The sequence below is a fragment of the Streptomyces sp. NPDC006365 genome, from assembly GCF_042870755.1.
In the GTDB taxonomy this organism is placed as follows: Bacteria; Actinomycetota; Actinomycetes; order Streptomycetales; family Streptomycetaceae; genus Streptomyces; species Streptomyces xiangluensis.
Genome location: NZ_JBIAHS010000001.1, coordinates 407,871 through 432,475, shown reverse-complemented (window position 1 = coordinate 432,475; position 24,605 = coordinate 407,871). Strand labels below are relative to the sequence as shown.

Annotated in this window: 23 protein-coding genes and 3 pseudogenes; 18 read left to right on the top strand and 8 right to left on the bottom strand. The window is 70.0% G+C overall.

Annotation, left to right across the window (positions count from 1 at the left end; all coding sequences use genetic code 11):
• Positions 1 to 14: 14 nt before the first annotated feature.
• The 3 genes from ACFYO0_RS02015 (at position 15) to ACFYO0_RS02005 (ending at position 1,353) form a co-directional block, all read left to right on the top strand.
• A complete protein-coding gene (locus tag ACFYO0_RS02015; RefSeq protein ID WP_388669095.1) occupies positions 15 to 497 on the top strand; it encodes a MarR family winged helix-turn-helix transcriptional regulator in 483 nt (160 codons plus the stop codon).
• Positions 494 to 940 (top strand): MarR family transcriptional regulator, encoded by a 447-nt coding sequence (locus tag ACFYO0_RS02010; protein ID WP_388669092.1) that lies wholly within the window; start codon positions 494 to 496, stop codon positions 938 to 940. The genes ACFYO0_RS02015 and ACFYO0_RS02010 overlap by 4 nt, the downstream gene beginning before the upstream one ends.
• Positions 941 to 1,005: 65 nt before the next feature.
• Positions 1,006 to 1,353 (top strand): tetratricopeptide repeat protein, encoded by a 348-nt coding sequence (locus ACFYO0_RS02005; RefSeq protein ID WP_388669089.1) that lies wholly within the window; start codon positions 1,006 to 1,008, stop codon positions 1,351 to 1,353.
• Between the two features lie 6 nt (positions 1,354 to 1,359).
• On the opposite strand, the gene ACFYO0_RS02000 is transcribed toward ACFYO0_RS02005, so the two are convergent.
• The 4 genes from ACFYO0_RS02000 to ACFYO0_RS01985 form a co-directional block, all read right to left on the bottom strand.
• Positions 1,360 to 2,580 (bottom strand): MFS transporter, encoded by a 1,221-nt coding sequence (locus tag ACFYO0_RS02000; protein WP_388669086.1) that lies wholly within the window; start codon positions 2,578 to 2,580, stop codon positions 1,360 to 1,362.
• The gene (locus ACFYO0_RS01995) at positions 2,577 to 3,140 is read right to left on the bottom strand and encodes a helix-turn-helix domain-containing protein (RefSeq protein ID WP_388669083.1); all 564 of its coding nucleotides are present in this window, start codon (positions 3,138 to 3,140) and stop codon (positions 2,577 to 2,579) included. Before ACFYO0_RS01995 ends, ACFYO0_RS02000 begins: the two co-directional genes overlap by 4 nt.
• Before the next feature lie 177 nt (positions 3,141 to 3,317).
• On the bottom strand, positions 3,318 to 4,742 hold the full coding sequence (locus tag ACFYO0_RS01990) for a PepSY-associated TM helix domain-containing protein (RefSeq protein WP_388669080.1): 1,425 nt from the start codon (positions 4,740 to 4,742) through the stop codon (positions 3,318 to 3,320).
• Between the two features lie 164 nt (positions 4,743 to 4,906).
• The gene (locus tag ACFYO0_RS01985) at positions 4,907 to 6,340 is read right to left on the bottom strand and encodes a dihydrolipoyl dehydrogenase family protein (RefSeq protein ID WP_388669077.1); all 1,434 of its coding nucleotides are present in this window, start codon (positions 6,338 to 6,340) and stop codon (positions 4,907 to 4,909) included.
• A gap of 122 nt (positions 6,341 to 6,462) precedes the next feature.
• Here ACFYO0_RS01985 and trxA point away from each other — a divergent pair, with 122 nt between their 5' ends.
• Complete coding sequence (trxA, locus tag ACFYO0_RS01980) at positions 6,463 to 6,840, top strand: thioredoxin (protein ID WP_388669074.1); 378 nt, start codon at positions 6,463 to 6,465, stop codon at positions 6,838 to 6,840.
• A 9-nt stretch (positions 6,841 to 6,849) separates the two neighbouring features.
• Here trxA and ACFYO0_RS01975 read toward each other — a convergent pair whose 3' ends face one another.
• Both ACFYO0_RS01975 and ACFYO0_RS01970 read right to left on the bottom strand, forming a co-directional pair.
• Positions 6,850 to 8,160, bottom strand: coding sequence for a 4-hydroxybenzoate 3-monooxygenase (locus ACFYO0_RS01975; protein ID WP_388669071.1), 1,311 nt, complete (start codon positions 8,158 to 8,160; stop codon positions 6,850 to 6,852).
• Positions 8,161 to 8,187: 27 nt separating this feature from the next.
• The gene (locus ACFYO0_RS01970; RefSeq protein WP_388669068.1) at positions 8,188 to 9,222 is read right to left on the bottom strand and encodes a LacI family DNA-binding transcriptional regulator; all 1,035 of its coding nucleotides are present in this window, start codon (positions 9,220 to 9,222) and stop codon (positions 8,188 to 8,190) included.
• 178 nt (positions 9,223 to 9,400) lie between these two features.
• On the opposite strand from ACFYO0_RS01970, the gene ACFYO0_RS01965 reads away from it, so the two are divergent.
• The 8 genes and pseudogenes from ACFYO0_RS01965 to ACFYO0_RS01930 all read left to right on the top strand — a co-directional run.
• Positions 9,401 to 10,843, top strand: a complete 1,443-nt coding sequence (locus ACFYO0_RS01965) for an amidase (protein ID WP_388669065.1) — start codon at positions 9,401 to 9,403, stop codon at positions 10,841 to 10,843.
• A gap of 47 nt (positions 10,844 to 10,890) precedes the next feature.
• Positions 10,891 to 11,352 carry a type II toxin-antitoxin system PemK/MazF family toxin gene (locus tag ACFYO0_RS01960; RefSeq protein WP_388669062.1) on the top strand — a complete coding sequence of 154 codons (462 nt, stop codon included), beginning with the start codon at positions 10,891 to 10,893 and terminating at the stop codon, positions 11,350 to 11,352.
• A 501-nt stretch (positions 11,353 to 11,853) separates the two neighbouring features.
• Positions 11,854 to 13,215 carry an ergothioneine biosynthesis glutamate--cysteine ligase EgtA gene (egtA, locus tag ACFYO0_RS01955; protein WP_388669059.1) on the top strand — a complete coding sequence of 454 codons (1,362 nt, stop codon included), beginning with the start codon at positions 11,854 to 11,856 and terminating at the stop codon, positions 13,213 to 13,215.
• On the top strand, positions 13,212 to 14,540 hold the full coding sequence (gene egtB / locus ACFYO0_RS01950; RefSeq protein WP_388669056.1) for an ergothioneine biosynthesis protein EgtB: 1,329 nt from the start codon (positions 13,212 to 13,214) through the stop codon (positions 14,538 to 14,540). The genes egtA and egtB overlap by 4 nt, the downstream gene beginning before the upstream one ends.
• Complete coding sequence (gene egtC, locus ACFYO0_RS01945) at positions 14,540 to 15,379, top strand: ergothioneine biosynthesis protein EgtC (RefSeq protein WP_388669053.1); 840 nt, start codon at positions 14,540 to 14,542, stop codon at positions 15,377 to 15,379. Before egtB ends, egtC begins: the two co-directional genes overlap by 1 nt.
• Positions 15,376 to 15,735: an L-histidine N(alpha)-methyltransferase gene (locus ACFYO0_RS01940; protein WP_388669050.1), complete on the top strand. Its 360-nt coding sequence runs from the start codon at positions 15,376 to 15,378 to the stop codon at positions 15,733 to 15,735. Before egtC ends, ACFYO0_RS01940 begins: the two co-directional genes overlap by 4 nt.
• Before the next feature lie 64 nt (positions 15,736 to 15,799).
• Positions 15,800 to 16,780: an L-histidine N(alpha)-methyltransferase gene (egtD, locus tag ACFYO0_RS01935; RefSeq protein ID WP_388669047.1), complete on the top strand. Its 981-nt coding sequence runs from the start codon at positions 15,800 to 15,802 to the stop codon at positions 16,778 to 16,780.
• Between the two features lie 288 nt (positions 16,781 to 17,068).
• Positions 17,069 to 17,278 (top strand): annotated as a pseudogene (locus ACFYO0_RS01930) (IS5/IS1182 family transposase); the annotation flags it as partial.
• A 135-nt stretch (positions 17,279 to 17,413) separates the two neighbouring features.
• Here ACFYO0_RS01930 and ACFYO0_RS01925 read toward each other — a convergent pair.
• A complete protein-coding gene (locus tag ACFYO0_RS01925; RefSeq protein WP_388669044.1) occupies positions 17,414 to 18,133 on the bottom strand; it encodes an SDR family NAD(P)-dependent oxidoreductase in 720 nt (239 codons plus the stop codon).
• A gap of 87 nt (positions 18,134 to 18,220) precedes the next feature.
• Here ACFYO0_RS01925 and ACFYO0_RS01920 point away from each other — a divergent pair, with 87 nt between their 5' ends.
• Positions 18,221 to 18,829, top strand: a complete 609-nt coding sequence (locus ACFYO0_RS01920) for a TetR/AcrR family transcriptional regulator (RefSeq protein ID WP_388669041.1) — start codon at positions 18,221 to 18,223, stop codon at positions 18,827 to 18,829.
• Between the two features lie 260 nt (positions 18,830 to 19,089).
• On the opposite strand, the gene ACFYO0_RS01915 is transcribed toward ACFYO0_RS01920, so the two are convergent.
• Entirely contained in the window at positions 19,090 to 20,013 is a 924-nt protein-coding gene (locus ACFYO0_RS01915; protein ID WP_388669038.1) for a helix-turn-helix transcriptional regulator, read from the bottom strand.
• Positions 20,014 to 20,187: 174 nt separating this feature from the next.
• On the opposite strand from ACFYO0_RS01915, the gene ACFYO0_RS01910 reads away from it, so the two are divergent.
• From ACFYO0_RS01910 to ACFYO0_RS01890, 5 genes and pseudogenes are all read left to right on the top strand, one after another.
• Entirely contained in the window at positions 20,188 to 21,534 is a 1,347-nt protein-coding gene (locus ACFYO0_RS01910) for an aldehyde dehydrogenase family protein (RefSeq protein ID WP_388669035.1), read from the top strand.
• 513 nt (positions 21,535 to 22,047) lie between these two features.
• Positions 22,048 to 23,163, top strand: coding sequence for an alkene reductase (locus ACFYO0_RS01905; RefSeq protein WP_388669032.1), 1,116 nt, complete (start codon positions 22,048 to 22,050; stop codon positions 23,161 to 23,163).
• 292 nt (positions 23,164 to 23,455) lie between these two features.
• A complete protein-coding gene (locus tag ACFYO0_RS01900) occupies positions 23,456 to 23,578 on the top strand; it encodes a hypothetical protein (RefSeq protein WP_388669029.1) in 123 nt (40 codons plus the stop codon).
• Positions 23,579 to 23,771: 193 nt separating this feature from the next.
• Positions 23,772 to 23,939, top strand: a pseudogene (locus ACFYO0_RS01895) (IS110 family transposase); the annotation flags it as partial.
• 56 nt (positions 23,940 to 23,995) lie between these two features.
• A pseudogene (locus ACFYO0_RS01890) lies at positions 23,996 to 24,382 on the top strand (DUF4279 domain-containing protein); the annotation flags it as partial.
• Positions 24,383 to 24,605: the final 223 nt, after the last annotated feature.

The window sequence follows — 24,605 nt, the reverse complement described above, 5'->3', positions numbered from 1 at the left end:
GTACTGTATCTGTCATGAGTACGACACCCGAGGGCGCGACGCCCGGTTTCCTGGTCTGGCGCCTGTCGATGAAGTGGCGAGTGGCCGTAGACCGGACGGTCGCACCCTTGGGCCTCACCCACGCGCAGTACTCGCTGGTGGCGTCGTTGCACGGCATGCACCGGGCCGGACTCCGCCCCAGCCAGCGGCAACTCGCCGACCACACCGGACTGGAACCGCTGTACGTGTCGAAGCTGGCCCGGTCCCTGGAAGCCGCCGGGCTCGTCGACCGCACCCGGGACCCCACCGATCCTCGCGCGGTGCGACTGTCACTCACCGAACAAGGAGCGGAGGTCACCCGCCGCGCGATCAAGGTCGTCCAGGGACTCCTGGAGCAGTTGGTCGCACCTCTCGGGGGGCTCGACAGTCAACGAACCAAGGCGTTCAAACACGAGTTGACCATCCTGCTCGACGTACCTCTTGATCCACCGACCGAGAACATGACGGAGCAGCCATGACGACCACAACACCGACAGTCGACGGCCGGGTCATAGGCCTGGCCCACTACGCGAGCCGCGCCGCCCTGGAGCGGATACTGGCCCGCACCGGCAACACCTTCAACCAGCTGGTGACACTACGGCTCGTCGCGGTCGGCGGCGACTGGGTCGAGCGCGACCGGCTGGTGGAGGGCGTGACCGGCTCGCTGAAAATCGCGGAGTCGATCGTGCAGGACACCATCGACGAGTTGACGACCGCGAACCTGGTCGAAGAGGCGCCGGCGGAGAAGCCCCGACTGCGACTCACGGAGGCCGGCCAGGAACGATACGAACGCATCGCCACCGCGACCGGCGAGGTTGCCGCCCGCATCTACGCCGGCGTCCCGGCCGAGGACCTGGCGACGGCTGGCCGCGTGCTGACACTCATCACCGAGCGGGCGAACGCCGAGTTGGCTCGCGCGTAGACGCCCGGCAGGGACATGGAATTTTCAACAAAACTGTGCCGTTGTGGCCACCGAAGGAGGTCGAAGTGAACACGACGTACTACGACCACGGGACGGCCGCGGAGCGCTGGGAGCGCGCCCGGACATTCTTCGACGCCAAGGACTACGCCGCGGCGGCGCGGATTCTGGACGGACTGGTCGAGGAGGTGCCGGAGCAGGTCGGACCGCGTCTCCTGCTGGCCCGCGCGTACTACCACTCGGCCCAACTCCGCCGCGCCGAGGCCCAGTTGAGGATACTCGTCGAACGGGACCCGGTAGAGCACTACGCCCGACTGATGCTCGGCCGCACACTCCAACGACAGGGCCGTCACGAGGAGGCGCAGCCCCACATGCGCCTCGCATCGGCTCTCGCGGGGGATTTCGAGTCGCTGTGAGTGTCCTCAAAGGCGCGCGCCGCGCAGGGGCGGCGTGAGCGCGGTCGCAGCCGCCAGTACGCAGATCACGCCACACCCCGCGAAGAAGGTCGCCGTGCCCCAGGCCGCGGCGACGAGGCCGGTAAGCGGATAGAGAAGAGGGCTGAGCCCCAAAGTGCAGAGGGTCGTCACCGAGGTGACGCGCCCCAAGTATCGGGGCTCGGCCTCTTTTTGCAGTAGGGCATTGCCGAGCACCATCGCGACGCCGCTGACGACGCCGAGCAGCCCGCCCAGCGCGATGGCGGTTCCGGGCGGGCCGGTCCGGCCCAGCGCCGCGACCACTGCGGCGGTCACGAGCAACGATCCCGCCAGCACGGCCCCAGCGCTGGGCACGTGGCGCGCGACCGCCATCGTCAGCGCACTCACAGCTCCGCCGACACTGAACGCGGTCAGAATCCAGCCGAGCGCGGCGGTGCCCCAGCCCCGCTCGTCGGCAAGCAGCACGAGCCCGGCGAAGAGCGGCCCGCTGAAGCACATCTCGCCAAGGCCGATGACCCAGACGAGACGACGCAGCCGCCGATGCCCACGCAGGTGCCGAAGACCGTCCCGCAGTTCGCCCAACAGACGCCCGCGCGGCGCGCATTCGGCCCCCGCCCGCCCCACTGCCTCCACCGGCCCCACCCGCACCGCCCACAGCAGCCCCACCGACACCCCGAACAGCACCCCCACTGCAGCGAACGCGCCCGCTGCCCCCTGAGCCGCCAGCAGGAAGGACGCGATCAGTGGCCCGACCGCGTTGCTGAACCGCACCGCCAGCACCCGCATCCCCTGTACCCGGGCCAGCTGGTCTTGCTCCGTGAGCCTTGGTGGCAAGGCGCCCACCGCCGGCAAGAAGACCGCGTCGACGACGCCGAAGAGCAGGGCCACAACGTACAGCGGCCACAATCGAGGGCCGTCGATCCCGGTCAGTGCAGCGGCGCCCAGTACGACCGCGCACCGTACGACGTCGCTGGCAAGGAGAACGCGGCGTGGGCCGAAGCGGTCGGCGAGTACGCCGCCGCCGAGCATGAGGACGGCGCGGGGTATCGCCCCGACGGCGAGAACGGCGCCGACCTGTGCGGGACCGGCGGTGCGGGTGGCGGCCCAGGCCAGGATCAGGTGGTAGCCGACGTCACCGGTGACAGACGTGGTGTAGGCGCCCAGCCAGCGCAGGATGTTCGGGTCGCGATAGGGGGACCGCGCAGTCATGCCTCGTCGGCGAGCAGCGGGAACAACTGAAGGTGTACGGCCACTCGTTCAGCCCCGTCTGCGGGTTCGCGCTCCCGGTAGCTCTCGACCACCCGCGACAACTCACCCTTAATCGCGTCGAGTTGACCGGGTTCCAGACGCAGCATGTAGCTCATGAATCCGCTGACCCCGAACCATTCGTCGGGCAGCACCGGCACAACCTCGGCGGCCACCCTGCGCAGCGTCTCCCCGTCGGCCAGGGCCACGGCCTGTGCGTACGCCCGACTGGCGGCGTCCGGTGACGTGGCCGGATCGTGCAGCGAGATCCGGTGCAGCGCTCGCCACCAGCGGTCCCGCTTCGTCCCCCGCTCCGTGTCCTCCTCGATGAGCCCGCCTGCCGCGAGTCGCCGCAGATGGTAGCTGGCCGCACCGGAGTCCAGCTCGAAGTGCGCGGCCAACTGCCGCACGGTGGCCGGTCCCTGCTGTCGCAGCCGGTTCAGCAACGCGAGCCGCGTGGGGTGCGCCAGTACGCGCAATGCGGCCGTGTCGAGGGTGATGTCGGTCGTGCCGTCGTCTGCCATGGCGCGCAGCGTAGAACGCGAAGAATCCTTCCGGAAGACTTGTTCGCGAACATCCCTTCGCGAACACCCCTTCGCGAACAGGTCTTCATCAACGTTGCAGCAACAACTGCCCCTCAGACAGCGGGAGTCGTGCGCGTACGATCGGCGGCTGTCGGACCCTTCGCCACACGACCGCAACTACCGGGCGTACGTCCGCTTTCCCCGCCGGTACGCGATCTCGCCCAGGACCACGTCCACGGCGATGAAGGCCGCCAGGGGGATGCCGAGGAGGGGTACGAAGTAGCCGATCACGGCGACGGTCGCCATCAGGGGGACGAGGACGTACGGCGGGACCTGTTGCCAGGCGCCGCGTGGGATCGGGCGGCCGAAGGCGGAGGCGCGGCCGCGTTGCCACCACATGCGGTAGCCCCAAAGGATCAGCAGGATCAGGGAGAGCGCGAGGCCCATCAGTGCGATCTGGTTGACGATGCCGAACAGGACGCCGGTGTGCGCGTCGATGCCCCAGCGGCTCAGCTTCGCGAGGACCGGGTAGTCGGCGAACCGCACCACGTCCATGACCTGGCCGTTCGTCGGGTTCACGGCGACCGCGTCCTGCTTGGTGGGCCAGCTGCGCTGGACCTGCTGTACGACATACGCCGTCGAACCCGCCGAGGCGTCGGCCGGCGGCACGATCTCCACCGGGTCCCCCAGGCCCTCGGCGCGTCCGGCCGCGAGGACCTTGTCGAGGCCGACGCCGTGGTCGGCACCCGACTCGGCGGAGGCGGACCCGTGCTCGGCGTGCTCACCGCCCGACGACGCCGACACCGTGGGCGTGGCCTGGTTGAGGGAGGTACGCAAGGCGTCGATGTGGGATCCGGCGTACGCCGACCAGGTCAGGCCCGTGGCCGACAGGAAGAAGAACCCGGCCGCCGCCCAGACGCCGACGGTGCCGTGCAGTCCCAGTGTGCGGCGGCGACCGCTGGTGCCGCGCACCTTCCGCTGCTTACGACGGCGGCTGAACCACAGCACGAGGCCGCCGCCCGCGATCACCCACAGCCAGCTGGCCGCCAGTTCGCTGTAGAGCCGGCCGGTCTCGCCGAGGTGCAGATCGCGGTGGAACTCGTCGATCCAGGTGCGTAGCGGCAGCGCGCCGGTGGATCCGTACTGCTCGAGCGCGCCGCGCACCTCCCCGGTGTACGGGTCGACGAACACGGCGAGCTTGTGCTCCGCGTCGACGCCCGGGACCCCGGACAGCAGCACCCTGGTGCTCGCGTCCGCCTCCGGTGAGGGGCGTACGGCGGCGACCGTGCCCCGTGGGTGCTCCTCGCGCGCGGCGGCCACCTGCTCGGAGATCGGCAGCTTGCTCTCGCCCACGGGGACGGTCATCTCCTGCGCGTACACGATCTTCTCGGCCTGGAACGAGGCCGCGTACAGCAGCCCGGTCGTGGCGGCGACGAGCAGGAACGGGGCGACGAGCACTCCAGCGTAGAAGTGCAGCCGCAGCACCAGGGGGCGCAGGGGCGACCAGATGCTGCGCCCCGGTGCGGGCGTGACGGATTCCGGTGAGTCCGGGGAATCCGGGTCCGGGGAGTCATCCGTCTCGGTCGAGGGAGCGGTGGTCATCGGCGGGCTTCTCCGGTCGTGCGGGGCGGGCCGTGCGGCCGTGTTCGGTCGCGGCGGTCCAGAAGTCGGCCGACGGGGGTGATGAGTTCCCGGGCTTGCGCGTGGCGTGGGTCACACAGGCGGGTGCCGCCGGTCAACGGAACCGGCGGCACCCCCTGCCGCGACTACGCGTCCCGATACGCCTCCAGCAGCCGCAGCCACACCTCGCTCACCGTCGGGTAAGCCGGCACCGCGTGCCAGAGCCGGTCCACCGGTACCTCTCCGGCCACCGCGATCGTCGCGGAGTGGAGGAGTTCGCCCACGCCGGGGCCGACGAAAGTGACGCCACGGAGGGTTTCGGTGTCGAGGTCGACGATCATGCGGGCCCGGCCGCGGTAGCCGTCGGCGTAGAGGCCGGCGCCCGCTACCGAGGCGAGGTCGATGTCGACCGCGCGGACTCGGTGGCCGGCTTGTTCGGCCTCGGCGAGGGAGAGGCCGACCGCGGCGGCCTCCGGGTCGGTGAAGACCACCTGGGGAACGGCGGCGTGGTCGGCGGTTGCCGCGTGGGCGCCCCAGGAGTTGGACTCCAGGAGGGGGACGCCGGCGGCGCGTGCGGCGATCGCGGCGCCCGCTATACGGGCCTGGTACTTGCCCTGGTGGGTCAACAGCGCACGGCGGTTGACGTCCCCCACCCCATAGAGCCACTCGCTGCCCGTCACCCGGCAGCTGTCGTCGACGGTGAGCCAGGAGCCGGGCTCCAGACCGACCGTGTCCAGGCCGACGTCGTCGGTTCGCGGAGCGCGGCCTGTGGCGAAGAGGATCTCGTCGGCCTCGATGCGGTCGCCCTTGTCCGTCATGACCACGACCGCCGAGCCGTTCCGCGTCACCGACTCCACCGATGTGCCGGTCCGCACGTCCGCGCCCGACTCCGTCAGCGCTTCGGCGACGAGTTCCCCGGCGAAGGGCTCCATGCGGGGCAGCAGGCCCTTGCCGCGGACGAGGACCGTGACGCGGGCGCCGAGGGCCTGCCAGGCGGTGGCCATCTCGACGCCGACGACACCGCCGCCGACGACCACGAGAGAGCCCGGCACCGCCTGCGCACTGGTGGCCTCGCGGCTCGTCCACGGCTTGATCTCGGCGATTCCCGGCAGCTCGGGCACAACGGCACGGCTGCCCGTGCAGACGGCCACGGCGTGCCGGGCGGTGAGCACATGCTGCTCGCCCCCCGGTCCGGCGACCGCGACCCGGCGCGGCCCGGCGAGCCGCCCGTGTCCGCGGTAGAAGTCGGCGCCGATGCTGTCCAGCCACGCGATCTGGCCGTCGTCCTTCCAGTTCGAGGTGAAATAGTCCCGGTGCGCGAGGACCGCGGCGGCGTCGAGGGGCCCCTGCACGGACTGCCGCAGGCCGGGCACCCTGCGTGCGTCGGCCCGGGCGATGACCGGGCGCAGCAGGGCCTTGCTGGGCATGCAGGCCCAGTACGAGCATTCGCCGCCGACCAGCTCGCTCTCCACGACCGCCGTGGAGAGGCCGGCCGCGCGCGTGCGGTCGGCGACGTTCTCCCCCACGGGACCGGCCCCGAGCACCACGACGTCGTACGCGATGGTTTCCGTTTCCGTCATGGGCTCAGTCTGGTGGGTGGTGTGCGCCGTGGCCACACGGGTACGCGCGCGGAATACGCCACCGACGGGCACCGTTGTGCACAGCGGCCACGCCCCGAAACCAGGAAGTGGGAATCAACGCCATGAGCAGCACCGTGGAGCTCACCAAGGACAACTTCGACCAGATGGTCACGGACAACGAATTCGTCCTGATCGACTTCTGGGCGTCCTGGTGCGGGCCCTGCCGGCAGTTCGCGCCCGTCTACGAGAAGGCCGCGGAGGCCAACCCCGACCTGGTCTTCGGCAAGGTGGACACCGAGGCGCAGCCGGAGCTGGCCCAGGCCTTCAACATCCAGTCGATTCCGACCCTGATGATCGTCCGCGACCAGGTCGCGATCTTCGCCCAGCCCGGAGCGCTGCCCGAGGCCGCGCTGACGGACGTCATCGGACAGGCCCGGAAGCTGGACATGGAAGAGGTCCGCAAGTCCATCGAGGAGCAGCAGGCCCAGCCGGAGCAGTGACCGAGCCGGTCACAGAGGCAGCGGCAGCCCCGTGTAGTTCGCGGCCAGCTCCACGGCCGCTGGGCGGGACGCCGTGATCCGGCGCAACCGGGCGAGTTGCAGCCGGTGTTCAAAGGCGTCCCCGTCCGGATCGGCGTGCAGCATCCGGGTCATGTCGTACGAGAAACGCATCGCCTGCCAGACCCGGTCCAGGCACAAGTCCGAGTAGCGGTCGAGGAGTTGACCCGACCCTGTCCGGTGCAGCTCGATCAGGCCGCGGGCGAGGAGGCGTACGTCGGACACCGCGAGGTTGAGCCCCTTGGCGCCGGTCGGCGGCACGATGTGCGCGGCGTCCCCGGCCAGCAGCAGCCGTCCGTGGCGCATCGGCTCCTGGACGTAGCTCCTCATCGGGGTAACGGACTTGGAGGTGATCGGCCCGCGCTCCAGGTGCCAGTCGGCGTCGATGGCGAAGCGTGCCGACAGCTCGTCCCAGATGCGGTCGTCCGGCCAGTCGTCCGGGGACGTGCCGTTGGGGACCTGCAGGTAGAGGCGTGAGACGGGCGATCCAGAAGGGAGCGAAGCGACTTCCTTGGAGGGGTGGTGGTGGGAGACGGGCGATCCAGAAGGGAGCGAAGCGACTTCCTTGGAGGGGTGGTGGTGGGAGACGGGCGGGCCCATGCTGTGCAGCGCGAAGCCCCCGTCGCCGCGCGCGTAGATCAGCTCCTCGCAGGACGGCCGCACATCGGCCAGGACACCGAGCCAGGAGTACGGGTAGTCGTGCTCGTACGTGCGGCTCACGGTGGCCGGGAACGTGTCGCGCGCGATGCCGTGGAAGCCGTCGCAGCCGACCACCCAGTCGCAGGTGAGGCTCTGTTCCCGGCCCTGGTGTACGAAGCGTACGACGGGTGTGTCGCTCTCCGGCCGCTCGATCGCGAGCGCCTCCGCCTCGAACAACAGCTGTGGCCCGTCGGCGAGTTGGAGCGCGATCAGGTCCTTCACGATCTCCGCCCGGGCGTAGATCGTGACGGTACGGCCGCCGGTGAGGACCGGGAAGTCGATGTGGTGCCGCTCGCGGTCGAAGCGCAGCTCGATACCGTTGTGGACCAGGCCGTCGACCTCCAGCCGGTCGGCGGCTCCGCACTCGCGCAGCGCGTCCACCGTGCCTTGTTCCAGCATTCCGGCACTCCCCCAGTCTTCGGCCGGGGGTACCGCCAGACGCTGCTCGACGTACGCGCGTGTTCTGCTCTCCAGCACGACACAGTCAAGACCTGCCCGGTGCAGCAGCCTGGCGAGCAGCAGTCCGGCGGGGCCGCCGCCGATGATGCCGATCGTGGTTCGCATGAACATGCCTCCCACGTACGCGAGTTGTCAGGTAGACGCACGGTGCACGACGGTCGCTCCCAGTACCTCGTGCGTTTCGGGCACGGCGCCCGCGGCACGCACCGCGCGGTCGACCAGTTCGGCGAGCTCCTGCCCGGAAGGAAGCTCGATGTGGACGGTGCTCAGGCGCGGGCGCAGCAGCCGGCCGAGCATCAGGTCGTCGGCGCCGATGACGGCCGTGTCGTCCGGGACGCGGACGCCCTCGTCCTTCAGGGCGCGCATCAGCAGCATGGCGTACTCGTCGTTGTACGCGAACACCGCGTCCAGGCCCAAGGAACCCCAGCCCTTGGCGAGTTGGGCCGCGGCCTCCTCCTCGTACGCCAGCGGCACCTCGGTGACCGTGGCGTCCTGCCCGTGCAGCGCCTGGCGTACGCCTTCGAGCCGGGGCTTGGAGAAGAGTTCCAGTTCGGGGTCCTCGGGCATCACCACGCCGACGCGGCGGCGGCCCTGGGCCAGCAGGTGCCCGCCGGCGCAGCGGCCGACGATGCTGTGGTCCATGAGCAGCGCGTGGGCGCCCTCGACGCGCTCGGGTCCGAGCGTGACGACGGCGCGCGCACCGGAGCGCTTGAGGACGGCCACGCCCTGCGGGCCGAGTCCGCTGCCGGGCACCAGGACGGCGACCGGTCGCAGCTCCGCCCAGGCGCGGGCCGCCTCGTCGCCCTGGAGGCCGACGCTGCCGTACTGCACGACGGTGTAGTCGAGGCGGCTGAGCGCCCACTGGAGTTCGTTGAAGAACTGGCTGTAGAGCGGGCCCGCCGGCACGGTCGGCGCGGGCATCAGCACCATGCGGCTGTGCCCAGCGCGCAGGCTGCGGGCGGCGGCGTGCGGGACGTATCCAAGATCCCTGGCGGCCTGGTGGACGCGGCGCCGTGTGGGCTCGCTGATCCGTACGGCGCCCGTGTTGTTCAGGACGTAGGAGACGGTCGCGCGCGAGACACCCGCCACGCGGGCAACGTCGGCGCTCGTCGGCACGGAGCGCTGCGCGGGCAGGGACGGGGCTGGCTGTTCCGGTATCTGCACCATGACGTAACGCATCTTTGCAGAAGCCCTCCGTGGCGCCTGTCGTGGGTCTCGGTTGGCTCCGGGGGTGCGGGGGCGCCGACGGATCCCCTGGTGTACGAGGGAAGTTGCGCACCCTGTACCGGATCGCGCGCCCGGAGGTTACCGTTCGGTATTCGTTGTGCTTCCGGAGGTGTCTCGAATGGCTGCCGACCGTGCCCCAGGACTGGCTGAGTGCGCGCGCGCCCTGGCCGACGGCGAGGTCTCCTCGCGGGTGCTCGTCGAGGAGGCGCTCGCCAGGATCGAGGCGACGCAGGGCACGTTGAACGCGTTCCGGCTGGTGCGGGCCGAGGCGGCGCTCGGCGAGGCCGAGGCGGCGGACAAGGAGCTGGCGGCGGGGGTGCGGCGGCCATTGCTCGGGGTGCCGGTGGCCGTGAAGGACGACATGGACGTGGCGGGCGAGCCGACGGCGTTCGGCTGCCGCGGGGATTTTCAGCCGGTGGCCGAGGACGGTGAGGCGGTACGGCGGTTGCGGGCGGCCGGGGCGATCGTCGTGGGCAAGACGAACACCTGCGAGTTCGGGCAGTGGCCGTTCACCGAGGGGCCCGCCTTCGGGGAGACCCGCAACCCGTGGCACACCGGGCACACGCCGGGCGGCTCGTCCGGCGGTTCGGCGGCGGCGGTCGCGGCGGGCCTGGTGCCGGCCGCGCTGGGCTCGGACGGCGCGGGTTCGGTACGGATCCCGGCCTCGTGGACGCATCTGATCGGGATCAAGCCGCAGCGCGGCCGGATCTCGACCTGGCCGCGCGCGGAGTCCTTCCATGGGATCACGGTGAACGGGACGCTCGCCCGCACCGTCGAGGACGCCGCGCTGCTCCTGGACGCGGCGAGCGGCTCCCACGCACGTGATCTGCACCGGCCGCCCACGCTGCGCGTGTCGGACGCGGTGGTCCGGGAGCCGGGCCGGCTGCGGATCGCCCTCTCGCTGAAGCCGCCGTTCACGGCGTTGCCCGCACGGCTGCAGCCCGACGTACGGGCGCGGATCGTCGCCCTCGCGGAGGGGCTGGCCGCGCTCGGGCACGAGGTCGAGGAGGCCGATCCGCCGTACGGGCAGATCGGGTTGACGTTCGTGCCGCGTGCCACCGCGGGGATCGCCGAGCGGGTGCGCGAGGCGCCCCACCCCCATCTGCTCGACCGGCGCACGCGCGAGGCGGCCCGCGTGGGACGGCTGCTCGGCGGGGCTCCGCTGCGGATGGCGCGGCGTGCCGAGGCGATGCTGCACCGGCGGATCGGCGGACTCTTCAAGACGTACGACGTGGTGCTCGCGCCGACGACGGCCGCTCCCCCGCCGCGGATCGGTGCCCTCGCGCAGCTGAACGGCCTGGGCACCGACCGTGCCATGATCGCCGCCTGCCCGTACGCCTGGCCGTGGAACGTGTTGGGCTGGCCCGGTGTGAACGTCCCCGCAGGCTTCGTCGACGACGCTCTGCCCGTGGGTGCGCAGCTCCTCGGCCCGGCGAACAGCGAACCGCTCCTCGTGTCGCTGGCCGCGCAGCTGGAGGCGGAGCTGCGCTGGCACGAGCGGTGGCCGACGGTTGAGGCCCACGGCGCTCTACGGGAGTTCAGGCCGCCCGCCGCTTCGTAGGCGCCCCGCTCGGCGGGCGGGGACGTGGGGGCTCTACCGTGACTCGCGTGACTGCCTTCACCGATGACGCCGCCCAAGCTTCCGACGTCCCCGGCCGCCACGGCCCGTCGGCGACCACCGAGGCGGAGGCCCGCGAGGTGGGCCGGGTCCGCACCGAGTACTCACCCGCGCACGACGGCGACCCCGATCCCGGCGAGATCGTGTGGACGTGGGTGCCCTTCGAGGAGAACGACGGCCGGGGCAAGGACCGACCGGTGCTCGTGGTCGCCCGCGAGGCCGCCGGTACGTTCCTCGCCGTGCAACTGTCGAGCAAGCGGCACGACGGCGACCGCGAGTGGGTCCCGATCGGCAGCGGGCCGTGGGACCGCTCGGGGCGCGACTCGTGGGTTTCCGTGGACCGGGTGCTGCGGCTCCACGAGGCGGGGATGCGGCGGGAGGCGTGCGCGCTGGACCGGATGCGGTTCAACTCCGTGGTGCACCGGCTGAGGGAGCGCTACGGCTGGCGCTGAGCTTGCTCAGGACTGGGCTGAACTGCTGGGCTGTCCTTTGCGGCCGAGACCGGCATCAATCAGCCCGTCCGGCGCTTGAGGACGAGGCCGTTCACTCCGACGGGGGGTCTGGGGCGCAGCCCAGCGGGGTCCAGGGGCTCCGCCCCTTGTGGGGTTCGGGGCCGGCCCTGGACGGGACGGGTGGGGGCGGCGTGGGCGAAATCCCCTGCGCAACTTCCACGTGCCCTGGCCCGTACAACCGCGCCCACCGCGCAGGCGCGCACCCATGGCGCCACCCCTGTACGCGCCATGAACGCGCCACGCGACATCTCTCCCGTCGTGCTCATGAACGCATCGTGAGCGATCCTTGTACTGCGCCGCAACAGAGTTACCCGGCCCCAAGAGCGTCCATACGCACCCTTGTGCGAAGCGGCGCAAGCGTCTTGGGTGGACAGGTGATTGCCGGGCCGGCCCATCCGACACCGGGCCGGCGGCATGGTGGAATCTCAGGAGGATCCCTACATGTCCGATTCGGAAAGTGACTGTACGGAGAGCCGCTCCGCTGTCACCGAGGCCGAGGTGGAGGCCCTGGTCAGGGGCATCTGCTTCAAGACCGGACCACCCCGTTTCCTCGGTGTCGAAGTGGAATGGTTCATCCGCGAGCTGCGCTTCCCGCGGCTCCCCGTAAGACCGGAACGACTCGAAGCGGCGTACGCCACACTGCGGACCCTGCCCCTGCGGTCGACGCTCACCGTCGAACCCGGCGGCCAGCTGGAGCTCAGCTCCCCCGCCGCCGCCTCCCTGATGGAGTGCATCGGGTCCGTCTCCACCGACCTCGACGCTGTACGCGCGGTACTGCGCGAGGCGGGTCTCGGCCTCACCGGAATAGGCCAGGAACCCTGGCACCCACCTACCCGCTTCCTCCATGAGCCGCGCTATGACGCCATGGAGAGATACCTCGACCGTACGGGCCCCGAAGGCCGCGCCATGATGTGCAACTCGGCCTCCGTCCAGGTGTGCCTGGACGCCGGGTACGAGGAGCCGGGGCCGCTTGGGCACGGACGGCGCTGGTGGCTTGCGCACCAGTTGGGCGCGGTCCTGGTGGCCGCCTTCGCCCACTCGCCGCTGGCCCGGGGGCGGCACACCGGCTGGCGCTCGACCCGGCAGTCTCTGTGGACCGCGATGGACCCGGGGCGCTCGGGTGCCCCGCCCCTGGACGACGATCCACGGGCGGCCTGGGCACGGCACGTGCTCGACGCGCCGGTGATGTGCGTCCGGGCACGGGGCAGCGACGCCTGGGACGTACCCGAGGGCATGACTTTCCGGGCGTGGACCAGGTCGGGCACGCCGCCGGACCGGGAGGATCTCGACTACCACCTGACGACCCTGTTCCCGCCGGTCCGTCCGCGTGGCCATCTGGAACTCCGCATGATCGACGCGCAGCCGGGCGACGACGGATGGATCGTGCCGCTCGCCGTGACGGCGGCGCTGTTCGACGACGCGGAGGCCGCAGAGGTCGCCTACCGGACCGTCAAACCCCTTGCCGAGCGGGCAGATTCGCTCACCGCTCCGCGAAATCCGCTGTGGATCGCGGCCGCCCGGTCGGGCCTCGCCGATCCCGAGCTGCGCGAGGCGGCGGTCACCTGTTTCGCGGCGGCGGCCGAGGCCCTGCCCAGGCTCGGGGCCACGGACGAAGTCCAGGACGCCGTCGCTCAGTTCACCGACCGCTATGTGGCCCGGGGCCGCTGCCCCGCCGACGACCTGCTCGACGCCGTCGGCCTGGGCGCCACCGAAGTCGAGGCCATCGACCTGGACACCACCGGCCTGATCGACCGCGCCCACGGCACGCAACACCCGCTCCACGGGAAGGACATCCGCACATGACCGCCCCCGACCTCACCGACCCGGAAACGCTCAGGGAGCGCGCGCTGGCGGCGCTGACCACGGCCCGCGACCGCACCGCGCTGCTGACCTCGTGCGTGGAGGATCCCGATCTCACCGCGCAGCATTCGCCGTTGATGTCCCCGCTGGTCTGGGACCTCGCGCACATCGGCAACCAGGAGGAGATGTGGCTGCTGCGGGAGGTCGCGGGGCGTGACGCGATGCGCCCCGAGATCGACGGACTGTACGACGCGTTCGAGCACCCGCGCGCCGAACGGCCCTCCCTGCCGCTGCTGCCGCCGGACGAGGCACGCCGCTATGCCGCCGAGGTGCGCGGCCGGGCGCTCGACGTCCTGGAGGGCACGCGCTTCCGCGGTACGCCGCTCACCGAGGCGGGCTTCGCCTTCGGCATGATCGCCCAGCACGAACAGCAGCACGACGAGACGATGCTGATCACTCATCAGCTGCGCAAGGGCCCCGCGGCCCTGACGGCGCCGGATCCCGCGCCCGCGCCCCCGTTCACCGGACCGGCCGAGGTCCTGGTGCCCGGCGGCCCGTTCACGATGGGCACCTCGGCCGAACCATGGGCGCTGGACAACGAGCGGCCCGCGCACCAGCGTCTCGTCCCGCCGTTCTTCATCGACACCACGCCGGTGACGAACGCCGCGTACCAGGCGTTCATCGCGGACGGCGGCTACGGCGACCCACGCTGGTGGGCCCCCGACGGCTGGACCCACATCCGCTCGCACTCCATCGAGGCGCCGCTGTTCTGGCGCCGCGAGGGCGGTCAGTGGCTGCGGCGGCGCTTCGGCGTCACCGAGCTCGTCCCACCCGACGAGCCGGTGCTGCACGTCAGTTGGTACGAGGCGGACGCCTACGCACGCTGGGCCGGGCGGCGGCTGCCCACCGAGACCGAGTGGGAGAAGGCGGCCCGCCACGACCCGGCGGCCGACCGCTCCACGCGGTACCCGTGGGGCGACGCCGACCCCACGCCCGAGCACGCCAACCTCGGTCAGCGCCATCTGCGGCCCGCCCCCGCCGGGAGCTATCCGGCCGGTGAATCACCGCTGGGCGTACGGCAGTTGATAGGCGACGTCTGGGAGTGGACGGCGAGCGACTTCCTGCCGTACCCGGGGTTCACGGCCTTCCCGTACAAGGAGTACTCGGAGGTGTTCTTCGGTCCGGAGCACAAGGTGCTGCGCGGCGGCTCGTTCGCCGTGGACGCGGTGGCCTGCCGGGGGACGTTCCGCAACTGGGACTATCCGATCCGGCGGCAGATCTTCTCCGGATTCCGTACGGCACGCGACGCTGCCGCGGAGACCGCCTGATGTGCCGTCACCTCGCCTACCTGGGACCCGAGGAGCCGCTCGGCCGGCTCCTCGTGGAACCGGCGCACAGCCTGTTCCACCAGTCGTGGGCGCCGCGCCGGCAGCGGCACGGGACCGTCAACGCGGATGGTTTCGGGGTCGGTTGGTACGCCGAAGGGGATCCCGTACCCGCACGGTACCGGCGTACGGGCCCCATCTGGGGCGACCAGTCCTTCGCCGACCTGGCGCGGGTGGTGCACTCGCGCGCGCTGCTCGCCGCCGTGCGCGACGCGACCGTGGCCGGCGCCGACGGGGAGGCCGCGGCAGCCCCGTACACCGCGGGCTCGTGGCTGTTCAGCCACAACGGCGCGATCAGCGGCTGGCCGCGCTCCCTGGCACCGCTCACACAGACCCTTCCGCCCGCCGAACTGCTGTCACTGGAGGCGCGCTGCGACTCGGCCCTCGTCTGGGCCCTGATCCTGAACCGGCTGCGCGCCGGCGACGAGGAGGGACAGGCGCTCGCCGGAACGGTCCTGGACATCGCGGCCGCCGCCCCCGGCTCGCGACTCAACCTCCTGCTCACCAACGGCGAGACGATCGTCGCGACCGCCTGGGGCGACACCCTCTGGTATCTCACCGAACCCGGCCGACGCACCGTCGTGGCCTCCGAGCCGTACGACGACGATCCGCACTGGCAGGAAGTGCCCGACCGCACCCTGCTGGCCGCAAGCCGCACGGACGTCCTGCTCACGCCACTCAAGGACGTCGACGAACCCATGGCAGAACGCCTGGCATCCTCCCCCACTCTCGGCTCCGCTCGAGCGGGGGGACCCCCATCGCACAAGGAGCCCAGTACGTGAGCCCGTTCCCGGCCACCCGCACCCTGCCCGAGGACGCCACCGCGGCCGCGCTGCGCGCCGACGTCCCGCACGGCCTGATCCGCATGCCCAAGACGCTCCCGCCGAAGTGGTTCTACGACGTCCACGGCAGCGAGCTGTTCGAGAAGATCACCGAACTGCCCGTAGCGGCACCGGCCGTGCCCCGCGCAGGTCGTGTTGCCTCAATGGCGGCCAGAGGTCTTCGCTCTTGTCGTGTCGCAGTCCCCCACTGTGTCCCTTTCGGAAATGCCAGTCGACTCCAGTCGGTGACGCGGAGGGCCCAGGTTCAGACCCGACCCCGAGCAGGACGTCCGATCCAGGGGGAGAACCGGGCCTGACTTCTGGTTCCCGCAGTCCCCTCCAGGTACCCAGCGGCAGGACGTCGACTGAAATGAGGCAATCATGACGGGCACCCGCGCCTACGGCTACACCGACACCCTCGACGCCGAGCACTACGCCAAGGCGCTGCGCGCCGATATCCGCGCCGGGCTGACCAGCACCCCCAAGTCCACGGCACCCACGTGGTTCTACGACGCCCGGGGCAGCGAACTCTTCGAGGAGATCACCCAGCTCCCGGAGTACCCCTTGTGGAGGGCGGAACTGGGGTTGCTCCAGCTCCACGCCCGGGACGTGGCCGCGCGGACCGGGGCCCGCAGCATGGTCGAGCTCGGGTCCGGGAGTTCGACGAAATCAAAGCTGATCATCGAGGCGCTGGGGCCGACCGACCTGAACTACGTCCCCGTCGACGTCAGTGCGGACGCGCTCCATCAAGCCAGCGCCCAACTCGTCCAGGACTACCCGGGGATCCGCCTGCACGCCCTCCGCGCCGACTTCACGACTCCCCTCGTCCTGCCGACTCTGCACCAGAACGGCCCACGCCTCATCGCCTTCCTCGGCAGCACGCTGGGGAATTTCCGGCGACCCGCCCGTGGCCCGTTCCTCCGCGGGCTCCGAGACATCATGCGTCCCGAGGACTTCCTTCTGATCGGCGCCGACCTGGTCAAGACCGAGCAGGAAATGACTGCCGCCTACGATGACGCTCAAGGCGTCACGGCAGAGTTCAACAAGAACCTGCTGTACGTCCTGAACCGCGAGCTGAACGCCGACTTTGACCCGGACGCCTTCGACCACGTATCGGTGTGGAACGGCACGGAAAGTCACATCGAAATGAGGCTGCGCAGCCGAGTCGAACAGCTCGTCAAGATTCGAGGCCTTGACCTGGCAGCGCAATTCGCGCGCGGAGAGGAATGGGTTACCGAGCGGAGCGCTAAGTTCACCCAGGGCGGACTCCAGGAAGAAATGACTGAAGCGGGTCTCCGTACGAATCAGCTCTGGGCAGACACCAACGCCGGCTTTGCACTCATTCTCGCCACCGCTCGCTGAACAAGCCGGTGCACTTCCGCGACAGCGACAGCGACAGCGACAGCGTGACCTCTGTCTGACACACCGGGCGGTCTGCCGGAGCCGCAACCACGCGACTCCGGCAGGCCGCTCATCCTGGGACGCTTCAGCGCGAGGACACTTCGTCCTTGTTTGCTGAGATGAGCTGCCGTGGCGGCGCCCGCCAGACGCCCGCCCACCACTACAACGTCATACATGGTGCTCCTTCAACATGCCTGTTTTGCTTGCTTGTTCAAATATGTTGATCAGCAATGACGCCGGTACGCGGTCCGCGCCAGGATCGAAGCCACCCCCTCCCAGAAGGTCCGCGCCTGCGGCCTGCACCGAACCCGCTACCGAGGCCTGCCGAAAGCACACATCGGGCACGTCCTGACCGCACCGGTCTGCAACGTCACCCGCATCGCCGACTGGATCGCCGAACCGACCCGCCCCCGGCGGGCACCAAGCCACTTCCGCGCTCTCTGCACCGCCCCCGACTGACACCGGCAAGATCACCAACAGAGTCACGGCATTGGCCCTAGGCCGAAACGGCTGCTTGCCTTCGGCTTCGCGGGAGACGGGAGCCCACTCGGCCCACTCGGTGAGGTGTTGCCGGGGGAAGGTCTTCTCTGGGGTTCAGAGCCCGGCGACGACGCGTCGTAGTGTGCCCGGCGCGATGCGCAGCATGGCGGGCATGACTTTCGTCTGACCGGGGAACGCCATGTTCCGCCCCCGGCGAAGAGCTTTCATCGTGACCGCCGCCACCTGTGCGGGAGTCAGTTTCTTCCCCGTGGCTTCGGCGTTCATGGGCGTGTCCGTGGACGGTGGGAGGACCTCGAGGACATGGGTGCCCTGCGGCGCGAGTTGACGGCGCAAGCCGTCCGCAAAGCCGTGCAGGCCGGCCTTCACCGCGCCGTGGGTAGGCGCGCGAGTGGGCGAGACCAGAGCGAACCCCGAGGTGATGAATACGATCGCGTCGGGCTCTGGCCATCGCTCGAGCACTTCCCCCGTCAAGTGGATGGGGGCGGTGAGGTTCAACGCCACCTCGGCATCGAGAGTCGTGTTGGGGTTCTTGCCGGCTGCATAGTCTCGTTCCTCGAACGTACCGGCGTTGTTGACCAACACGTCCAGACGCCCGAAGCGATCAGCGACTGCTTGCAACAACGCTGCCCGATCAGCTGCGTCCGTCACATCGGCCCGCACGGCCAGCGCCTGCGGGTGGGCCTGCGCGAATCGGTCAAGCGCAGCCTGCGAACGCCCGCAAACGACGACAGATGCCCCGAGGTCCACGAAGGACTGCGCGAGGCTCAAGCCGATGCCTGAGGTTCCGCCAGTGATGAGTACGGTCTGTGACATGATGTCGCCTCTCTGTATAGCGTACCGATTGGTACGAAACACTTTAGCACATCCGTACCGATCGGTATCGAAGGGTAGGATGAAGAAATGTGCTCGACGACACCGGTCCCTCCTGGCAGGCCTCGCGCATTCGACATCGACGAGGCGCTCGATCGTGCCGTCCTGGTGTTTTGGTCAAAGGGTTTCGAGGGCGCCAGCCTTGACGACCTCACCGAAGCGATGGGGATCAGCCGCCCCAGCCTGTACCGGGCGTTCGGCAACAAAGAAGACCTCTTCTACAAGGCGCTGGAGCGGTACACCGAGGGCCTGACCTCCTACTTCGCCCGAGCACTGGCCGAGCCCACAAGTGCAGCAGTGGCTACTGCCGTGCTCCAAGGGACGGTCGAGGCGGCGACCGTGCCGGGGTTGCCCGCGGGCTGTCTTGGCGTGCTGGGTGCGTTGGCCACCGGGGATGAGAGCCGCCCGGTCCGAGACGCACTCATCGCATGGCGTGAGGATGGGATAGCCCACTTGACGCGCCGGTTTCAACAGGCGGTGGACGCCGGTGACCTTCCGCCTTCCACAGATCCTCATCTTCTTGCGCTCTACCTGAGAACAGTCGCCAATGGGATCGCCGTCCAGGCCGCGAGTGGTAGTTCCCGCCCTGAGCTGCTGCAAGTAGCGAACCTCGCGTTGGGCAGCTGGCCGAAGCTGTAGCCAGCTGGTTAGCCCGGGACCTGATGTCGACGCGGCAGACGTGCGGGGAGAAGTCACCCCGCCGGAACCTGTACGAGGAGGCCATCCGCCAGCCGGCCCTCGAAAACGATGCCCTGCGCAGCGGCGCCGCCGTTCTTCCACTGCCTACCCGCAGCACGCCCGCGCCGTCCTGAATCCGGCACCGCCCCCGGGGGCGTCTGGCGTGCGAGGGGACGCTGGGCGTGGCGCGCAGCCAACTACCGATGATCAAGGGAAGTTCATCAAGCCGTGCGTGCCGGCGGCGTCCCGGTTCCCGTCCTTGTCGCGTCGGTGCCCCAGCTGGCCAGCAGTCGTAGTGCCTCCGCGGACGGGGAACCCGGTACGGCGTGGTACGTCGCCAGCGTCTGTTCGTGGTCGTCGGCCAGGTGGAACGATTCGAGGCGCAGATCGAGTTCGCCGACGAGCGGGTGGTGCAGGCGCTGGATGCCGTGGCACCTCTCCTTGACGTCGTGGGCGGCCCACAGCCGCCGGAACTCCTCGCTCTTCACGGAGAGTTCGCCCACGAGCGCGGACAGCCGGGGGTCGTTGGGATGGGAGCCGGCGTCCATGCGCAGCTGAGAGACGACGTCGTTCGCTTTGTGCTCCCAGTCCACGAACAAGTCGCGGTACTCGGGCCTGAGGAACACCAGCCGCGCCCAGTTCCGCTCGTGCGCCGGCAGCTCGGCCCAGTCGCCGAAGACCGCCGCGGCCATCCGGTTCCAGGCGAGGATGTCCCCGCGCCGCCCCACGAGGATCGCCGGGCCGCCTTCCATGGTGTCCAGCAGCGTCCGCAGGGGGCCCCGCACCCGCTGGGTGCGGCTGGCCGGCTTCTTCTTGTGCTGTTTCGGCTTCGCCAGGTGGGTGAGGTGGGCGTGCTCGGCGTCGCTCAGCCTGAGCGCGCGGGCGATGGCGTCGAGGACCTCCGCCGACACGTGCTGCCCGTTGCCCTGCTCCAGACGCGTGTAGTACCCCACCGACACCCCGGCCAGCTGCGCCAGCTCCTCGCGGCGCAGCCCCGGCACCCGCCGGTGCCGCCCGAAGTCCGGCAGACCCACGTCCTCCGGCTTCAGCCGGGCCCGCCGGGTGCGCAGGAACTCACTGAGCTCGGCACGCGGGTCCAGAGCGCCGTCGGCGGGCTCGTGCACCGGTTCGGGGTATTCGTCCATGCCTCCGAGTATCCACGGTCGGACACACACCAGCCTGCCCAAGCCAGTGGTAGGCACAGCGGATGTACACAAGGCCGTGACCTGGGTGAATACCGGATCGTCCAGCACGCTGGAGACCGTGCCCGGCTGGAAGGCAGCCGGGGCGTGGCTTGCATCAAGAACGGAGTACACCCCATGACCGCAACACAGGGGACCGAGTCGAGGACGCACCGGAGCGAATCGGCCGCGGAGGTGGTCGGCCGCCTTCGTGCGACGTTCAACACCGGCGTCACTCGCGGACTGGACTGGCGCGTGGAGCAGCTGCGGCGGCTGCGGGCGCTGCTGGTCGAGAACGAGCAGGAGCTGATCGAAGCGCTCTGGGCGGATCTGAGGAAGAACGCCGCCGAGGCGAAGACGCAGGAGATCGACTTCACCGTCGCCGACATCGACGAGACGCTGGCGAATCTGGAGAGCTGGCTTCAGCCTCGCCCGGTGGAGGTTCCCGCCCACTTCGGTCCCACGACCACGGCCTACACCGCCTATGACCCGCTCGGGGTCGTCCTGGTGATCGCCCCGTGGAACTTCCCGCTGCACCTGCTCATCGACCCCATCATCGGCGCCCTGGCCGCCGGGAACACCGTGGTGGCCAAGCCGAGCGAGATCTCGGTGCACACCTCGGCGGTGGCTTCACGCCTGCTGCGTGAGTACTTCGACCCTGACGTGCTCACCGTGGTCGAGGGGGGCGCCGAGGCGACCACGGCCCTCCTGGCGCAGCGGTTCGACCAGATCTTCTACACCGGCAATGGCACGGTCGGCCGGATCGTCATGGCCGCAGCCGCCAAGAACCTCACCCCCGTCACGCTCGAACTCGGGGGCAAGTCGCCGGTCTTCGTGGCGCCCGACGCCGACGTGGACGAGACCGCGAAGCGGCTGGTCGGCGCCAAGTTCGGCAACGCGGGGCAGCAGTGCATAGCCCCGGACTACGTTCTGGCCGATCCTGCCACCGCCGCCGCACTGGTTCCCGCCCTGCGCACGGCGGTCGAAACCCAGTTCGGCTCCAGCCCGCAGACCGCGGCCGGCTTCGGCCGGATCATCAACGAGCGGCACTTCGACCGGCTCACCCGTCTGCTGGACTCCGGCCGGGCGGCGGTGGGAGGCCAGCACGACCGTGACGACCTGTTCATCGCACCGACGGTGCTCACCGATGTCGACCCCGCATCGCCGGTCATGCAGGAGGAGATCTTCGGTCCGATTCTCGCCGTCGTGGAAGTCGAAGACCTCGATGCCGCCATCGCCTTCATCAACGAGCGCGACAAGCCCCTGGCCCTCTACGCCTTCACCGAGTCCGAGGCCACCAAGTCGCGCCTGGTGAACGAGACGTCCTCCGGCGGCGTCGCCTGGGGTCAGCCGGTGATGCAACTGCTCATGACCGGCCTGCCTTTCGGTGGCGTCGGCGAAAGCGGCATGGGCCGGTACCACGGCCGGTATTCCCTGGAGACGTTCAGCCACCTCAAGGCTGTCGCGGACGTCCCGCTCAGCTAGCCTCGCGCTTTCGTGAAGCAGGCTGCCCGACTGGTGATCGGCACCGCAGGAAGTGCCTCAGGCCGGTGAGAATGAGGATCGCTGAGATCGCTGTTCCCGCCACCGCCCAAAGCGCATTCCAGGTGAAGCCGTGTATCGGTCCTCTTCGCGGGGGCGCGTCGAGGGAGCCGGTCGCGGCGCGAGGTGCAGACACCGATCCGTACCGACTCCGGCGGCGGCACCCATGACATCGTTCACCTGGCCGGCTGCTGTTCGTGTGCAAGGAGCGAACGCCCGTACTGCGGTGGGCGGTTGCGTTTGACCGGCATCGACACCGACGCCGACGGCATGCGGCTCTCACCGCGTTCGCCGCCAACACCACCCACACCCCGGTCGCGGTCCTGGAACCGCGTCATCGTCAGCGGGCCCGCGCCTGTCCGAAGACCGCATCCGCGCCTCCGCCGGGACAGCGCGGACCCCCTGCGGCGCAAACCTTCATCCCGTTTCCTCTGTATTACAGAAAGAGAAAACCCCATGACTGTCGACACTTCAGAACTTTCGCCCGTTCCTTCGCTTTTCTCCCCCGTCTCTCTTGGGAAGATCGAGCTCGCCAACCGCATCGTCATGGCACCGATGACCCGGGTCCGGGCCGGTTCCTCCGGCATTCCCGGGGATCTGGTGGTCGAGTACTACCGGCAGCGGGCGAGCGTCGGAATGATCGTCACCGAGGGCACCTACCCCGACCACGCGTCGCAGGGGTATGTCGGTGAGCCGGGCATCGCCACCGACGAGCAGGCGGCCGGCTGGCAGCGAGTGTTCGAGGCGGTGCACGCCGAGGGCGGCCGCATCGTCCTGCAGCTCATGCACGCCGGCCGCCAAACCCACCCCGACATCAACGGCGGCCGCCGCATCCTCGCCCCCAGCGCGATCGCCCGCAGCGGCGAGACGTTCACCGAGAAGGGCGAGCAGCCCTACCCCGTACCCGAAGCGATGACCACCGCAGAGATCCGGGCAGCCCTTAAGGACTTCGTCACCGCGGCCCGCCGGGCCATCGAGGCGGGAGCGGACGGCGTGGAAATCCACGGCGCCAACGGCTACCTGCTCCACCAGTTCCTCTCCCCGGCGGCCAACCAGCGCACCGACGGATACGGCGGCTCGCCGCACAACCGCGCCCGCTTCATCGTCGAGGTCGTCACGGCCATCGCCCAGGCCGTCGGTGCCGAGCGGGTCGGGCTGCGGATCTCACCGGAGGTCGACTTCGGGGACGTCTTCGAGACCGACCGGGACGACGTCCTGGCCACCTACGGCACCCTGCTCGACCAACTGCGCCCGCTGGGCCTGGCCTACCTCTCCGTACTGCACACCGAGCCGGGCGGCGACCTCGTACAGGAGCTGCGACGGCGCTTCAACGGCAAGCTGATCGTCAACAACGGCCCCCTCGGCGGGGGGCAGACCACCCGCGAGCAGGCACTCCAGCAGATCGAGGCCGGCCACGCCGACGCCGTGGTCGTGGGCCGGGCCCTCATCGCCAACCCCGACCTGGTCGAGCGCTGGCAGGGTGGCCACCCGGAGAACGAGCCGCGGCCGGAACTGTTCTACGGGCCGGACGCCGAGGGCTACACCGACTACCCCTTCCTCGAAGCGGCCTGAGGCCCACGGTCACGCCTGTCCATGCACCAGCCCCACTCACCCATGGACAGGCGCCCGACCGGCGACACTGCGCCCGCCCCTGTGAGCCCCGCGGTCACACCGGCGATCACCGGCGCGAGGACCGTCGGGTCCGTCAGGGCGTTGACAGTCCTTCAGGTTCCTGGTCAGCAGCCTGCGTTCGGTGACCTCGTCGAGCGCACCGCTCTCGTGCGTGCCACCGCGGCGGCCTTCGGCCACAGCTGACGCCTATGACAGTTTTCGGGCGGCGGCCCGTCAACCAGGTCCGCCTTCCGTGAGGGAGTCCTTCGCCGATATCCGTCAGTTCGCCGCGGCCGACGCCCCGCCGCGGGCACGGCAGGTCTGCGAGGCGATGAACATGGAGATCGCGCCCAACAACATCAACAACACCCCCTGAAACTCAAGCGGCTGACCGAGCGCGGCATCCTGGTCGAGACCGAGCAGGGATTGTTCGCCCAGCCGCGGCCATAGCCGCCCGGCGGACCCCGAGCAGCCTGCCTACCCCAACCGACAGGGCAACACAGACATCAAGTCACGTACCGCCCTCTGACGCCGGGCACAGCCGCTGGCCAACACGTAGATAATGGCGGCGAAGCGACCCGAACTCGCGGAAGTTCTACGACCGCAAACGCGCCGAAGGCAAGAAACACGTCCAGGCCGTGCTCGCCCTCGCCTGCCGACGCGTCAACGTCCTCTGGGCCCTGATCCGTGACCGACGGTGCTACGAGGTCACACCTCCGGTCACCCCGGCTGCCTGACTGCTGGCACGCATAATCACGGTCGGCCCGCTTCCCGCGCGGCTATCCTCCACGGGATGCCACTTCGCCGGTACGCCTACTTCGCGCTGTTCAGCCAGCACACGTCGGCAGACGACATCACCTCCCAGCTGGACATCACTCCAGACCAGGTGGCTGTTCGCGGCAGCCGGTTCACCGAACCGACGGTGGTTCCGGTGGACCACTCGTGGATGGTTGTCTGCCGGGAGCCGGGTCTGCGCGTCGACGAGCAGATCACCCGCATTCTCGACAGGCTCCAGCCCCGCACGGACCACATCTGCGACCTCACCCGGCATCTGGCCCGCACCGGCGGCGGAGCAGTGCTCCAAATCGTGCGCTACTTCAATGACGCCGACCAAGCCCATCCGGGCGCAGTGGATGCCCCCAACCTCTTCGGCTGGCACCTGGACCGCAAGGTCCTGGACCACCGCCCGCGCCTGGCGTGGCCACAGCGCCGCTGCCGCCGGAGGCTTCCTCCGTCTCTCCGTGGCCGGGCCTGCCGTAAGTCTCGGACATGCGCCGCAGCCCCTTTGCCCCAGTCGTCCGGGGCTGCCCGGCCGGCGGCCACTACCGACGGGAGGACGTCCACGAGGCATTCCTCGGCCTCGCCACCTGCCTGATCACCTACCGGCACGTGCAACGCTTGTG

Coding starts and splice junctions, on each gene's coding strand:
- ACFYO0_RS02015 (WP_388669095.1), top strand. CDS start 15: ATGAGTACGACACCCGAGGGCGCGACGCCCGGTTTCCTGGTCTGGCGC.
- ACFYO0_RS02010 (WP_388669092.1), top strand. CDS start 494: ATGACGACCACAACACCGACAGTCGACGGCCGGGTCATAGGCCTGGCC.
- ACFYO0_RS02000 (WP_388669086.1), bottom strand. CDS start 2,580: ATGACTGCGCGGTCCCCCTATCGCGACCCGAACATCCTGCGCTGGCTG.
- ACFYO0_RS01995 (WP_388669083.1), bottom strand. CDS start 3,140: ATGGCAGACGACGGCACGACCGACATCACCCTCGACACGGCCGCATTG.
- ACFYO0_RS01990 (WP_388669080.1), bottom strand. CDS start 4,742: ATGACCACCGCTCCCTCGACCGAGACGGATGACTCCCCGGACCCGGAT.
- ACFYO0_RS01985 (WP_388669077.1), bottom strand. CDS start 6,340: ATGACGGAAACGGAAACCATCGCGTACGACGTCGTGGTGCTCGGGGCC.
- trxA (WP_388669074.1), top strand. CDS start 6,463: ATGAGCAGCACCGTGGAGCTCACCAAGGACAACTTCGACCAGATGGTC.
- ACFYO0_RS01975 (WP_388669071.1), bottom strand. CDS start 8,160: ATGCGAACCACGATCGGCATCATCGGCGGCGGCCCCGCCGGACTGCTG.
- ACFYO0_RS01970 (WP_388669068.1), bottom strand. CDS start 9,222: ATGGTGCAGATACCGGAACAGCCAGCCCCGTCCCTGCCCGCGCAGCGC.
- ACFYO0_RS01965 (WP_388669065.1), top strand. CDS start 9,401: ATGGCTGCCGACCGTGCCCCAGGACTGGCTGAGTGCGCGCGCGCCCTG.
- egtA (WP_388669059.1), top strand. CDS start 11,854: ATGTCCGATTCGGAAAGTGACTGTACGGAGAGCCGCTCCGCTGTCACC.
- egtB (WP_388669056.1), top strand. CDS start 13,212: ATGACCGCCCCCGACCTCACCGACCCGGAAACGCTCAGGGAGCGCGCG.
- egtC (WP_388669053.1), top strand. CDS start 14,540: ATGTGCCGTCACCTCGCCTACCTGGGACCCGAGGAGCCGCTCGGCCGG.
- egtD (WP_388669047.1), top strand. CDS start 15,800: ATGACGGGCACCCGCGCCTACGGCTACACCGACACCCTCGACGCCGAG.
- ACFYO0_RS01925 (WP_388669044.1), bottom strand. CDS start 18,133: ATGTCACAGACCGTACTCATCACTGGCGGAACCTCAGGCATCGGCTTG.
- ACFYO0_RS01920 (WP_388669041.1), top strand. CDS start 18,221: ATGTGCTCGACGACACCGGTCCCTCCTGGCAGGCCTCGCGCATTCGAC.
- ACFYO0_RS01915 (WP_388669038.1), bottom strand. CDS start 20,013: ATGGACGAATACCCCGAACCGGTGCACGAGCCCGCCGACGGCGCTCTG.
- ACFYO0_RS01910 (WP_388669035.1), top strand. CDS start 20,188: ATGACCGCAACACAGGGGACCGAGTCGAGGACGCACCGGAGCGAATCG.
- ACFYO0_RS01905 (WP_388669032.1), top strand. CDS start 22,048: ATGACTGTCGACACTTCAGAACTTTCGCCCGTTCCTTCGCTTTTCTCC.